Origin of the sequence: Bacillus capparidis (genome assembly GCF_017832095.1) — a bacterium.
In the GTDB taxonomy this organism is placed as follows: Bacteria; Bacillota; Bacilli; order Bacillales; family Bacillaceae; genus Bacillus; species Bacillus gobiensis.
The window spans coordinates 973,236-985,687 of sequence record NZ_JAFDST010000001.1 but is presented as its reverse complement, the minus strand read 5'-3'; the positions used below and the strand labels follow the sequence as shown (position 1 = coordinate 985,687).

General features: G+C 41.7%; 14 protein-coding genes. 13 read left to right on the top strand and 1 reads right to left on the bottom strand.

Annotation, left to right across the window (positions count from 1 at the left end):
* The first annotated feature begins 74 nt into the window (after window positions 1-74).
* From spoIIAA to lysA, 11 genes are all read left to right on the top strand, one after another.
* Window positions 75-428 (top strand): anti-sigma F factor antagonist, encoded by a 354-nt coding sequence (gene spoIIAA / locus JOC74_RS04945; protein ID WP_053603238.1) that lies wholly within the window; start codon window positions 75-77, stop codon window positions 426-428.
* Window positions 425-865: an anti-sigma F factor gene (spoIIAB, locus tag JOC74_RS04940; RefSeq protein WP_053603237.1), complete on the top strand. Its 441-nt coding sequence runs from the start codon at window positions 425-427 to the stop codon at window positions 863-865. The genes spoIIAA and spoIIAB overlap by 4 nt, the downstream gene beginning before the upstream one ends.
* 11 nt (window positions 866-876) lie before the next feature.
* Entirely contained in the window at window positions 877-1,644 is a 768-nt protein-coding gene (sigF, locus tag JOC74_RS04935) for an RNA polymerase sporulation sigma factor SigF (RefSeq protein ID WP_053603236.1), read from the top strand.
* Window positions 1,645-1,770: 126 nt separating this feature from the next.
* On the top strand, window positions 1,771-2,391 hold the full coding sequence (locus JOC74_RS04930; RefSeq protein WP_053603235.1) for a stage V sporulation protein AA: 621 nt from the start codon (window positions 1,771-1,773) through the stop codon (window positions 2,389-2,391).
* A complete protein-coding gene (locus JOC74_RS04925; protein WP_053603234.1) occupies window positions 2,381-2,806 on the top strand; it encodes a stage V sporulation protein AB in 426 nt (141 codons plus the stop codon). The genes JOC74_RS04930 and JOC74_RS04925 overlap by 11 nt, the downstream gene beginning before the upstream one ends.
* Window positions 2,807-2,821: 15 nt before the next feature.
* Window positions 2,822-3,271 (top strand): stage V sporulation protein AC, encoded by a 450-nt coding sequence (spoVAC, locus tag JOC74_RS04920; RefSeq protein WP_053603233.1) that lies wholly within the window; start codon window positions 2,822-2,824, stop codon window positions 3,269-3,271.
* Between the two features lie 12 nt (window positions 3,272-3,283).
* Complete coding sequence (spoVAD, locus tag JOC74_RS04915) at window positions 3,284-4,300, top strand: stage V sporulation protein AD (RefSeq protein ID WP_053603232.1); 1,017 nt, start codon at window positions 3,284-3,286, stop codon at window positions 4,298-4,300.
* Between the two features lies 1 nt (window position 4,301).
* Window positions 4,302-4,652, top strand: a complete 351-nt coding sequence (spoVAE, locus tag JOC74_RS04910) for a stage V sporulation protein AE (protein WP_053603231.1) — start codon at window positions 4,302-4,304, stop codon at window positions 4,650-4,652.
* 5 nt (window positions 4,653-4,657) lie between these two features.
* On the top strand, window positions 4,658-5,239 hold the full coding sequence (spoVAEA, locus tag JOC74_RS04905; protein ID WP_053603230.1) for a stage V sporulation protein SpoVABEA: 582 nt from the start codon (window positions 4,658-4,660) through the stop codon (window positions 5,237-5,239).
* Window positions 5,220-6,713 carry a spore germination protein gene (locus JOC74_RS04900; RefSeq protein WP_053603229.1) on the top strand — a complete coding sequence of 498 codons (1,494 nt, stop codon included), beginning with the start codon at window positions 5,220-5,222 and terminating at the stop codon, window positions 6,711-6,713. The genes spoVAEA and JOC74_RS04900 overlap by 20 nt, the downstream gene beginning before the upstream one ends.
* Window positions 6,714-6,819: 106 nt before the next feature.
* Complete coding sequence (gene lysA / locus JOC74_RS04895) at window positions 6,820-8,142, top strand: diaminopimelate decarboxylase (protein WP_053603228.1); 1,323 nt, start codon at window positions 6,820-6,822, stop codon at window positions 8,140-8,142.
* 68 nt (window positions 8,143-8,210) lie between these two features.
* Here the strand turns inward: lysA and JOC74_RS04890 are convergent, their stop codons facing one another.
* Entirely contained in the window at window positions 8,211-9,140 is a 930-nt protein-coding gene (locus JOC74_RS04890) for a DUF1002 domain-containing protein (RefSeq protein WP_211086062.1), read from the bottom strand.
* 236 nt (window positions 9,141-9,376) lie between these two features.
* On the opposite strand from JOC74_RS04890, the gene JOC74_RS04885 reads away from it, so the two are divergent.
* A complete protein-coding gene (locus tag JOC74_RS04885; protein ID WP_053603226.1) occupies window positions 9,377-9,811 on the top strand; it encodes a peptidylprolyl isomerase in 435 nt (144 codons plus the stop codon).
* 329 nt (window positions 9,812-10,140) lie between these two features.
* Entirely contained in the window at window positions 10,141-12,219 is a 2,079-nt protein-coding gene (locus JOC74_RS04880; RefSeq protein ID WP_225970340.1) for a HelD family protein, read from the top strand.
* Window positions 12,220-12,452: the final 233 nt, after the last annotated feature.

The window sequence follows — 12,452 nt, the reverse complement described above, 5'->3', positions numbered from 1 at the left end:
TTTGTCAGCATGGAGGAATCGAAAAGGTAAAAATCGAATCCCTAGTTATCCGAGATTATCAAGGAGGGATAGGTATGAGTCTGGAAATAGATATCCATGTGAAACAATCAGTTCTTTGTGTTCGCCTAAGCGGAGAGTTGGATCATCATGCTGCGGAATCGCTTCGACACGAAGTGAATCAATACCTGGAAAAAACGAATGTAAAGCACCTGATGCTGAACCTGGAGGAGCTATCCTTTATGGATAGTTCCGGTTTGGGGGTTGTTTTAGGAAGATATAAACAGATAAAACAGCTTGGCGGAGAAATGGTGATTTGCGGGATATCCCCATCAGTCAAACGATTGTTTGATATGTCTGGGTTATTTAAAATCATTCGTTCAGAGCCTTCTGAACAGCTGGCACTGCAAAAATTGGGGGTGGCTTCATGAAAAATGAAATGAATCTCCAATTTTCTGCCTTAAGCCAAAATGAATCCTTTGCCCGTGTAACAGTAGCTTCATTTATAGCCCAGCTGGATCCTACGATGGATGAGCTGACAGAAATAAAAACGGTCGTTTCCGAAGCGGTAACAAACGCGATCATCCACGGCTACGAAAACGAACCTAATGGTTGGATCTATATTTCGGTTGCAATTGAGGATCATGTGGTTTACTTAACGATTCGTGATGAAGGGGTAGGAATCGTTGATCTGGAAGAAGCAAGGCAGCCGCTTTTTACAACAAAGCCGGAAATGGAACGTTCGGGAATGGGTTTTACGATTATGGAGAATTTTATGGATGACGTAAAGATCGATTCATCACCTGAGATGGGAACAACTATAAGGCTGGTCAAGCACTTAACTAAAAGCAAAGCGTTTTCGAATTAAGGAGTTTCGCTATGGATGTGGAGGTTAAAAAAGACGCAAAGTCCGCCCGTCTTAATGATAATCAAGTAAAAGACCTAATTAGAAAAAGCCAAGACGGCGACCAGAGTGCCAGAGATCTTTTGGTCGAAAAAAATATGAGGCTCGTATGGTCGGTCGTTCAAAGATTTCTAAATCGTGGGTATGAGCCTGACGATCTCTTTCAAATCGGGTGTATCGGTCTGCTGAAATCCGTAGATAAGTTTGACCTCTCCTTTGATGTGAAATTTTCTACCTATGCCGTACCGATGATCATAGGAGAAATCCAGCGATTCATCCGTGATGATGGAACAGTAAAGGTCAGCCGCTCCTTAAAAGAGCTTGGAAATAAAATTCGCAGAGCAAAAGATGAGCTTTCAAAAACGAATGGAAAGGTTCCAACAGTGAATGAGATTGCCGACTACCTCAATATTTCGGCGGAGGAAGTCGTGATGGCTCAAGAGGCAATCCGTGCCCCGTCATCGATTCACGAGACGGTTTACGAGAATGATGGAGACCCGATAACGCTACTTGATCAAATTGCTGATTCTTCAGAGTCAGCATGGTTCGATAAAATCGCTTTAAAGGAAGCCATTAAAGAGTTGGATGAAAGAGAAAAATTGATTGTCTTTTTGCGATACTACAAAGACCAGACACAATCTGAAGTAGCTGAAAGACTTGGAATCTCACAGGTACAAGTATCAAGGCTGGAAAAGAAAATATTAAAACAGATGAAAAATCACATGGATCTAACCGAAGGGTAGCCAGACAGTTGGCTGCCTTTTTTTATTGTGAATTGGTAATTAATGTTCATACAGTAAGTTCTGAATGAAGGATCAATAAATTCTCATACTACTTATATAACCTTCTTACAACAGGAAGTGAAGCAAATGAAAGGCAGAATCTATTTGAGGCTCAGGCATCGAATTCAAGTAAATCCGGAAGAAGAAATTACTGTCGGACAGCTTTCGCAAATATCAGGGGATGAGGTGATCAAAGCAAAGGTTTCTGCTCTTCCTGTGTATAAAGTGAAGGCGGAAGACAAAAATATTGTGGTGCTTGATCTAATGTACATTTTAAAAAGGATACAAATAAAGTACCCGGATTATGATATTCAGCCAATCGGTGATTCTGAAACGATCGTAGAAATTGTTTACCAAAAAAAACAGCTTACACTCATCATGTTCGGACTGGTATGGCTGCTTCTCTTTATTGGTTCAGGACTTGCAATCATGAATTTTCATGAAGACGTCAGCATGAAGGCTCTTCACCAAAATCTATACAAGCTTGTAACAGGTGAGGAAAATAAATATCCTTATATTCTTCAAGTGCCATACAGCTTAGGATTAGGTCTGGGAATGGTTCTCTTTTTTAACCACATATTTAAAAAACGCTTTAATGAAGAACCGAGCCCTCTGGAAGTAGAAATGTTTAAATACCAGTTGGATTTGGATCAATATGTCAGCATGACTGAAAATAAAGAGAGTATTAAAAAACTAAATGATCATTAAAATGATTCTTTTGCTTCTTCTAGGCTTAGGAGGCGGGCTTGCGGTAGGCGCAGGCTTTGTAGCTTTTTTAACAGTACTGGGTATCGTACCGAGGCTTATGCAGATGACGAAAACGTTTCAATTTATTCATTCCTATGAATTGGCTGTAATTTCAGGTGCAGTCATCCTCGCTTGGACCTCTCTGCACGATTACCGTCTCTATTTACCGGAAATCATCCTATTGCCGATCGGGTTGTTCTCGGGAATGTTTATCGGGATGCTGGCTGCGGCACTGACAGAAGTGATCAATGTTTTGCCGATTTTGGCAAAACGTGTGGGAATGGGAGAACGAATCATTGCATTATTAATGGCAATTGTGTTTGGAAAAGTGTTAGGGTCTCTATTTCACTGGTTGTACTATGTCCATATTAACTAAATTGGAGGGTGTTACATGTCGAGTATAAAAGAAAATTATAAATCAAAAGTGAAAGCTTATCAGCCGAAGCCTCCATATGTTACGAACTGCGTAAAAGCGTTTCTAGTCGGTGGGTTCATTTGCTTGGTCGGGCAGGTCATTCAAAACCTTTATATGTATTTTTTTGATTTCGATGAAAAAACGGCAGGTAATCCAACTGTTGCGACACTCATTCTGATCTCTGCATTGCTTACCGGTTTTGGTATATACGACAGAATTGGTCAATTTGCAGGAGCCGGCTCAGCAGTCCCTGTGACAGGCTTTGCAAATAGTATGACAAGTGCGGCGCTTGAACATAAAAGTGAAGGCTTTGTTCTCGGTGTCTCTCCTAACATGTTTAAATTGGCAGGCAGCGTGATCGTATTTGGAGTCGTAGCCGCCTATATTGTCGGAATCATTCGATTTGCTTTTGAAAAAATAATGTAAGGGGGTAAAGGGATGAAACTAATCGGCAAACAAACCTGGAAATTCCAGAATCCATTATTTATTAACTCCTCAGGTACTGCCGTCGGGCCAAAAGAAAAAGCCGGTCCGCTAGGGCATAAATTTGATAAAACATATGATGACCTTCATTGCAATCAAGACAATTGGGAGCTCGCCGAGAGACAGCTGATGGAGGATGCGATCAATAATGCTCTCAATAAAGGCAGCCTGACAAATGATGATATCGATTTATTTCTAGCCGGAGACTTGTTGAACCAAAACGTTACTGCGAACTATGTGGGAAGAAAGCTTAAAATCCCTTTTATCTGTATGTTTGGCGCATGCTCCACATCGATGGAAACGGTAGCTGTAGGGTCTGCACTTATTGATGGGGGATTTGCGAAACATGTGATAGCTGCAACAAGCAGCCATAATGCAACTGCTGAACGCCAGTTTCGTTACCCGACGGAATATGGAGGACAAAAACCCGGTACGGCCACGTCAACAGCTACTGGTGCCGGTGCCGTTGTGATCAGCCAAAATCCGGGAAAGATAAAAATCACAAGCGCAACGATAGGAAAGGTAGCTGATTTAGGAATTTCTGATCCATTTGATATGGGTTCTGCCATGGCACCGGCAGCTGCGGATACTATTGCACAGCATTTAAAGGATTTGAATCGCACGGTTGATGATTACGATTTAATTGTGACAGGGGATTTATCGGGAGTCGGAAGCCCGATATTAAAGGATCTGTTAAAAGAAGACGGGATAACGGTAGGCACCAAGCATGATGATTGCGGGCTAATGATTTATTCACCAGATCAAAATGTTCAAGCAGGCGGAAGCGGATGTGCATGCTCAGCCGTTGTTACGTATGGGCACCTCTTTAAAGAACTTGAAGCCGGAAACTTAAACAGAATCCTGGTGGTTGCAACAGGAGCGCTGCTTAGCCCAACGATGATTCAGCAAAAAGAAACGATACCGACGATTGCTCATGGAGTCGTTTTTGAACGCGCGGAAGGAAGTGTATAGGATGGAGTATGTAATCGCCTTTGTAGTTGGCGGAGCCATCTGCATTATCGGCCAGCTTTTGCTGGACGTTGTGAAGCTGACACCCGCCCATGTGATGTCTATTTTTGTCGTAACAGGCTCAATATTGGATGGCTTTGATATTTATGATAATTTTATCGAATTCGCCGGAGCGGGAGCCACGGTTCCCATCCTTAGCTTTGGACATTCATTGTTGCATGGCGCAATGCATCAAGCTCATGAGCACGGATTTATAGGGATTGGCATGGGGATTTTTGAATTGACCTCTGCCGGAATTTCTTCTGCCATCTTGTTTGCTTTCCTTGTCTCTCTAATATTTAAACCGAAAGGATAAAGAGGATGTCTGAGAAACGCAGAGTAATTTTAGTAACTGACGGAGATGATTACGCTTCTAAAACGATTGAATACATTGCGGAAAAAACAGGCGGATATTGCGTTTCAGCGTCGAAAGGAAATCCTAGTGCTCTTAGAGGAGAGGAGCTGGTTAAGTTCATATTAAGAGCTCCCAGAGAACCTGTGTTTATCATGTTTGACGATTCCGGGCTTGTCGGTGAAGGTCCTGGTGAAACAGCTCTTTCGTATGTGTCTAAGCATCCCTTAATCGAAGTGCTTGGTGTTCTAGCCGTTGCAGCAAAGACACACCAGGCTGAATGGACGAAGGTCGATGTTTGTATCGACGGCGACGGTGAACTAACCGAATTTGGAGTCGATAAAGATGGGACGAAAGAGATTGAAGTTAAACGCTTAAACGGAGATACAGTATATGGATTGGATCAATTGGATCTGCCGCTAATCGTTGGGATAGGAGATATTGGAAAAATGAGCAGGAGAGATGATTTGAAGAAAGGATCGCCAATCACTATGAAGGCAATTGAACTGATATTAGAAAGGAGTGGATTTCATGCAGAACAAGAAGGATGAAAAAAAGGTGCGGGTTTTTTCTAATCCATCGGAAAACGAGGCGTTTTTTAAAAGGCGAGTAGGAATGGGGGAAAGCTTTGATCTCGGAGTCCATAAATTTACTGTTCTTGGTCATGAAATCCAGCTTTACTACGTGAATGGATTATGCGATACGCTAACGATTATCCATCTTATGAGAGAACTGATTAACCTGAATGACAAAGATCATGACCCTGATGAAGCAGAGCGTATAATAGAAAATCGCCTGCTAAATCAGCAGGTATCAAAAGTAAAAACGCTTGATGAATCTGTTGACCAAGTACTGTCCGGTCTTGTGGCGGTCATCGTCGAAGGAACTGAATTTGCCTTTATTATAGATGTAAGAAGTTATCCGGGCCGGTCTCCGGAAGAGCCTGATACCGAAAAGGTCGTACGAGGGGCAAGAGACGGCTTTGTCGAAAATATCGTTGTTAACACTTCCCTGATAAGAAGAAGAATCAGAGATGAACGTCTACGCTATAAAATGTTGAAAGTAGGCGAGCGATCAAAGGCGGATGTATGTGTTTGTTACATAGAGGATATATCGGATCCTGATTTAGTCCAAATTATCATGAAAGAAATAAAGAATATTAAAATAGATGGATTATCAATGGGTGATAAAACGATTGAAGAATTTATTGTTAATCAAGGATACAATCCCTATCCGATGGTTCGTTATACAGAACGTGCCGATGTGGCTGCAGCACATTTGCTGGAAGGACATGTTATTGTTATTGTAGATACTTCCCCAAGCGTAATCATTACGCCGACAACAATTTTCCATCACGTTCAGCATGCTGAAGAATATAGACAAACACCAGCTGTCGGTACATTTTTAAGGTGGATCAGGTTCCTTGGCATTCTCGCTTCGACGCTGCTATTGCCTTTATGGCTCCTTTTTGTATTGGAGCCGGGTCTTTTGCCGGAGAATTTGAAGTTTATCGGTCCGAATGAAGAAACCAATATTCCTGTTATTTTTCAAATTTTTCTGGCTGAATTCGGTATAGAATTTCTACGAATGGCATCGATTCATACTCCAACCTCGTTATCTACAGCCATGGGCTTGATCGCAGCCGTGTTGATCGGCCAAATCGCCATCGATGTAGGTCTTTTTTTACCGGAGGTTATCCTTTATGCTTCTCTTGCTACGATCGGTACATATACCACTCCAAGCTATGAACTAAGCTTGGCAAACAAAATCGCCAGACTAGTCATTCTGGCTATGGTAGCTATCTTCCGGATCAATGGCTTAATTATCGGCATTACAGCTGCGATCATCATTTTGGCCAGCTTTAAGTCTCTGCAAACTCCTTATTTATGGCCGTTAATCCCGTTTAATGGGAAGGCATTATGGCAGATTTTTATCAGAACTTCAGTACCTGGTGCAAAGATCCGCCCCAGTATTGTACATCCTCAAAACCGAACACGGCAGCCTACGGATTCAGAATCGAATTGAAGAAGCCGAAAGATTGTGATATTGTATTTTTAACTAATAGGCTGAATGAGTTGGACGGCTCTAAGAAAGCCGTCCTTTGCCATGAAAGGGAAAGAGGGAATGTACATTGTTTTTACACGGCACTTCCAGACATAACGATTTAGGACATCTTGAAATCGGCGGTATAGATACAACGGAATTAGCAAAAAAATACGGCACACCGCTTTATATTTATGACATTGCGCTTGTCAGGGACAGGGCAAGAAGCTTTAAAAAAGCATTCGAAGAAGCACGTATTTCAGCTCAAGTAGCTTATGCCAGCAAGGCGTTTTCCTCCATTGCAATGGTACAAATTGCAAAAGAAGAAGGCCTCTCCCTGGACGTTGTTTCTGGCGGAGAGCTGTATACGGCTGTAGCAGCAGGATTTCCGTCGGAGCGCATACACTTCCACGGGAACAACAAAAGCTATGAAGAATTAAGCATGGCGCTCAGTCATGACGTAGGCTGTATTGTTGTTGACAATTTTCATGAAATCTCACAGCTGGAAAAGGCGGCTCGGGAGCACGGCAAAACAGTTTCTGTCCTATTGCGGGTGACGCCTGGAGTTGAAGCACATACGCATGACTATATAACGACTGGACAAGAGGATTCGAAGTTTGGATTCGATCTGCACAATGGACAGGCTGAACAAGCCGCGAAGAATGTGCTGGCATCTGATGCTTTCAATCTTTTAGGCATTCATTGTCATATCGGGTCACAAATATTTGATGCTACAGGGTTTGTGCTTGCAGCAGATAAAATATTTGCAAAATTGGCAGAGTGGAGAGAGTCCTACGGGTTTGAGCCCAAAGTACTTAATTTAGGAGGAGGATTTGGCATTCGTTATACGAAAGAAGATGAGCCGCTTCCCCCAGGGGAGTATGTGAAGCACATGATCCAAGCGGTGAAAACCAATGCGGATCGCTACAGCTTCCGTGTTCCGGAAATATGGATTGAGCCCGGAAGGTCATTAGTCGGAGATGCAGGTACGACACTTTACCAAATCGGATCAAAAAAGGTGGTCCCAGGATTAAGAGAATATGTCGCTGTAAACGGAGGAATGTCCGATAATATCAGGCCAGCCCTTTATCAAGCCAAATATGAGGCTGCGATTGCCAATAAAATGAACGCTTCACATAATAAAAAAGCCTCTGTAGCAGGCAAACTATGCGAAAGCGGAGATATGCTGATTTGGGACATTGATCTCCCGGAAACAGAAGCAGGCGATCTTCTTGCAGTATTTTGCACAGGCGCTTATGGCTACAGTATGGCGAATAATTATAATAGAATTCCGAGACCTGCTGTTGTATTTGTCGAGGATGGAAAAGATCAGCTGGTCATAAAAAGAGAAACGTTTGAAGATCTTATTCACTTAGATCTGCCTTATAAATCGATCGTCGAGCAAAAATAAACGCGATCTCATCTATTTTTTTAAGGGTAGAATAAGAAAAGCTGCTGACAAAAGTCAGCAGCTTATTTCTATGCATTCTTATGATATCTGACAGCTGGAGCACCGTCTGCATTATTTTCGCTCCCGCCACCGGTAAAAATGGAGACGATAGCGTTCCATAATGCAACAAAAAAGTCTTTTATACTTTGAAGGATGCCTTGGCCTTCCTCTGAATCAAGAAATTTTGAAATTTTGTCTTTCGCTTGGTTAAGCTGATCTCCTACTTGATTCCAATCAATGTTGACATTTTTCATGTTGTTGAATAGGGAAATGAGAGAATTCATTTGCTCTTCGGTAATTGTAACTCCTAATTCATTCGCAGAGCGATTCACGATATCGCGCAGCTCTTGCTCGTTTTCGGGGACCCCGTTTTTCGCGACCTCTTCTTTTATTTTTGCCATGAGAGCAGAAGCGTTTTCCTCCCCAATGCTTTTACCCAGTTCTGATGTCGTTACAAGCTCTTCATTGGCCACCTTTTTTACATCCTCTGGAATGGCTTTGTCTGATGAAAGCTCATAGGCTTTTATTAATCCGGTTAAAGCCGCTGTTCCAGACACCTCAAACGGCGCGGTGACATAAACGGTTGCATCCTTTACGCCAGCTGTCATAAGGGCGTTTAAATACATTTCATCCGTTATCGTGCTGATGTTTTTCGTTTTAACTTCAAGTCCAGATCCGCTCTTTTCGATTGTAATAGAAGATGATGAAAGTGCTCTTGTCCCAATTTGCCCTTTTGAAATATAATCTCCGAGGTATTTATGCTCTTCTTCATTGGATACTTTAATAATGGTTGCATTTTCAGGTGCATTCATTTCGTTTAAAATCGTCTGCTGCTGCTCCTTTGTTAAATCCTCGCCGAGAGTGACTGTAACATCGCCTACAGCAGCATCAGCCATGCTGATTTGTGGAACACCAATCAATAATACAGCCAATATGATTCCGGCCATCCTCTTTTTCATTACGTTGACCTCCTAGGGTGAAATAAAAGCAGCTTCTGCTTCCCTTTGACTTGCCGCTTTTCAATGGAATCGATCATCTGAAAAAATAGATTCCACCTTATAGACGGTAAAACGGGAAACGAGGTTTCATTTTCGTCTTCCGCTTGTGTAGACTTTTGGCAAGTGTGTTATAATAGCCCTGAATGTTATGAAATCAGCCGTAAAATAAAAAATTTACATAGGAGAGATATAATTAAATGAAAACAGGCTACTTTTTATTGGAAAATGGAAATAAAATTGAATTTGAATTATATAATAACGATGCTCCAAACACTGTTGCAAACTTTGAAAAACTAGCGAATTCCAAATTTTATGACGGTCTGACATTTCACCGTGTGATCCCAGGTTTCGTAAGCCAAGGTGGAGACCCTAACGGTAACGGAACAGGCGGAGCTGGATACACGATTAAATGTGAAACGGAAAACAATCCAAGAACTCATATTCCAGGTTCATTATCTATGGCTCACGCAGGTAAAGACACAGGAAGTTCCCAGTTTTTCATCGTGCATGAATCACAACCCCATCTAAATGGCGTTCATACCGTTTTTGGACAAGTTACCAGCGGGCTTGAACATGCGACAAGCATGAAAAACGGTGATGTAATGAAAGAAGTAAGAGTTTTAGAAGGCTAGTCCGTTTTATTGTAACTGAACCATCTGTTTTTATTCTTAGAAAGTCAAACCAAGACTAGCGCTCGCTAGTCTTGGTTTTAAAAAAACGATCATATTTGCCCTAGAGACTGTCAGAGAATCATCGGCAGTCTTTTTTGGTGCTTTTCGCGAAACTAAAAAATCACCAACATTTGTTGGTGATTAATATTCCATATTATGTAAAATATTTTTTGGCACTTGTATAATATAAAGCTTACCAAATGAAAAAGAAAAAGTCTATATTTTTTTGGGAAATACCTGCAAAATAGGAGTTGCATTTGAAAAAACTGCTATTTAAGGAGGTTATTGAATTGTCAGAAGAAAAAATAGACCTATACAAAGAAGAGGAGAAAAAGTTGTCAGAAAAACTGGCGAAAATTCAAGAGTACTATGAAAGGCTCGAAAACATTCCCCGATATTATGGAAATGACTTTACAGAGCAGGTTCTAGAGGACAATCGAGAACGTCAGCGTGAGCAGCTAAAAAAATCATTGGAAGAACCGTATTTTGGGCGACTCGATTTTCAGGAAGACGGGAGCAAGGGAGCTGTTGAAACGTATATTGGCAAAGTCGGGGTTCAAGAGGAAAAAACAGGGAAATTGCTTGTGATCGATTGGAGGGCGCCGGTATCAACCCTCTTTTACGCGTTTTCCGGCAGCGAAGATTACGTGTTTTACCAATCGCCAGACGGAATAGTGGATGGAACGATTCATTTAAAAAGGAATATTGTCATTCGTCAAAAAAATCTGATCCGAGTTGTTGATAGCTATGTCAAAGGGGAAGAATTGAATGGCGGTGATGAATTTCTCTTGTACAAGCTCGGCGAACAAAAGGATAACAAGCTAAAAGATATTGTTTCGACGATTCAAGCAGAGCAAAATGCCATCATCCGCCATCCAAACGACAAAGCTTTGATTATTCAAGGTGTGGCGGGGAGCGGAAAAACAACAGTTGCTCTTCATCGGCTTGCTTACCTGCTTTATGAATATCGTGAGCAAATGCAGCCGGAGCGAATGATTATTTTTGCACCAAACTCGATGTTTCTTGACTATATTTCTCACGTTCTTCCAGAATTGGGAGTTGGTCATATCAAACAAACGACTTTTTCTGATTGGGCGATCATAAGTATTGGAGAAAGGATAACATTAACAGATCAGCAAGAATCCCTGAAAAAACGATTTGAAGAGAAATCCGAGAACGTTAGAAAGTTGGATCAAATCGCCGGATTTAAGGGCTCATTGGCATTTCGGGATCAGATTGATGAAATGCTGAAAGAATTTGAAGCCTCCTGTCTTCCGAAAAAAGATTTTTCTCCATGGGAAGGAGCCGTATACGAAAAGGAAAAGCTGATAGAGTGGTTGAAAACTGACGGCAAGCATTCTCCTCTCGCAATCAAGCGTTCGCGAATGCAGGCAAGGCTGAAGCGTTGGATCGAAATTGAGCTGAAAATGTTTGGAGGGCGAGAAAGACAAGAGGTGAAAAAGAAGGCAATGCAGCGTTTGCGTTCGTTTATGAACGATTGGCCAAAAGCAAGCGCGCGAAGTCTCTACGGGCGTGTGTTGAAAAAGCAATTCCGGCATGAAGAATCCTCTTTTCACAAGCTTCAAAAGGGTCAGGTTGAACAAGAGGACTTGGCACCTTTACTATATATAACACATTATCTAAACGGCATAGATAAGGAAGGAAGGTTCGATCACGTCGTTATTGATGAAGCTCAGGATTTTTCTCCGTTCCAATTGGCTGTTATAAAAGCTCGAACGAGAAAACATTCATTTACAATATTAGGAGATTTGGCACAAGGAATCTACGGCAATCAAGGAATTGAAGAGTGGCAGCGTTTTAAAGAAGTGCTAGGAGAAGATAATACTGCTCTTTTTCAAATCGAAAAAAGCTATCGGTCTACAATGGAAATTATCGAATTTGCCAATAGCATTCTCATGCATCTAGAGCCAAGGCCGGCAGTAGCCTTGCCTGTGTTCCGAAGCGGAGAGCAGGTTAGAACCCAAAAGACGGAGGCTCTAGAGCAGCACAAAGAAATCGTAAAGTGGACTCAGGAGATGGCTGAAAACCAGGTGCAAACGATGTCGATTATTGGCCGTACAGAGGAACAGTGTGAAAAAATCTATGAAAACTTAACGAAAAATGGGATTGAGGCGACATTTATCCGTGCGAAAGATCGTTCATATCAAGGGGGAATCTCTGTTTTACCAATTTATTTGTCAAAGGGCCTGGAATTTGACGCGGTCCTACTTGCAGGGGTAACACAAGAACACTATCCGAAAGACTCCTTTCATACAAAGCTCTTATATGTGGGATGCACGAGAGCTCTTCACTATCTACATTTGTTTTATGAGGAAAGACCGTCACTATTGATCGCTAACAAGGTGTAAACTTAATATGAACAACAAATGACAGAGCCTGCTGCCTGTAGCAGGTTTATTCTTTGTTGGACGTAATCTAGGCAATTTGGATTATTTAACTGCGTATATCCCATAATCCGAATTTTTTAGCGTATCATTTATTTAGAAGTGTGAAAGCGTGCACTAAAAAAGAAACCTAATAACGTCGAATTCCGTCTATTACATAAAAAGATTGGTTTCATTTTGCTAGAATAAAGGAATTA

Excerpts from the sequence above, each read along its gene's own strand:
- spoIIAA (WP_053603238.1), top strand. The coding sequence starts at position 75 with ATGAGTCTGGAAATAGATATCCATGTGAAACAATCAGTTCTTTGTGTT.
- spoIIAB (WP_053603237.1), top strand. The coding sequence starts at position 425 with ATGAAAAATGAAATGAATCTCCAATTTTCTGCCTTAAGCCAAAATGAA.
- sigF (WP_053603236.1), top strand. The coding sequence starts at position 877 with ATGGATGTGGAGGTTAAAAAAGACGCAAAGTCCGCCCGTCTTAATGAT.
- JOC74_RS04930 (WP_053603235.1), top strand. The coding sequence starts at position 1,771 with ATGAAAGGCAGAATCTATTTGAGGCTCAGGCATCGAATTCAAGTAAAT.
- JOC74_RS04925 (WP_053603234.1), top strand. The coding sequence starts at position 2,381 with ATGATCATTAAAATGATTCTTTTGCTTCTTCTAGGCTTAGGAGGCGGG.
- spoVAC (WP_053603233.1), top strand. The coding sequence starts at position 2,822 with ATGTCGAGTATAAAAGAAAATTATAAATCAAAAGTGAAAGCTTATCAG.
- spoVAD (WP_053603232.1), top strand. The coding sequence starts at position 3,284 with ATGAAACTAATCGGCAAACAAACCTGGAAATTCCAGAATCCATTATTT.
- spoVAE (WP_053603231.1), top strand. The coding sequence starts at position 4,302 with ATGGAGTATGTAATCGCCTTTGTAGTTGGCGGAGCCATCTGCATTATC.
- spoVAEA (WP_053603230.1), top strand. The coding sequence starts at position 4,658 with ATGTCTGAGAAACGCAGAGTAATTTTAGTAACTGACGGAGATGATTAC.
- JOC74_RS04900 (WP_053603229.1), top strand. The coding sequence starts at position 5,220 with ATGCAGAACAAGAAGGATGAAAAAAAGGTGCGGGTTTTTTCTAATCCA.
- JOC74_RS04890 (WP_211086062.1), bottom strand. The coding sequence starts at position 9,140 with ATGAAAAAGAGGATGGCCGGAATCATATTGGCTGTATTATTGATTGGT.
- JOC74_RS04885 (WP_053603226.1), top strand. The coding sequence starts at position 9,377 with ATGAAAACAGGCTACTTTTTATTGGAAAATGGAAATAAAATTGAATTT.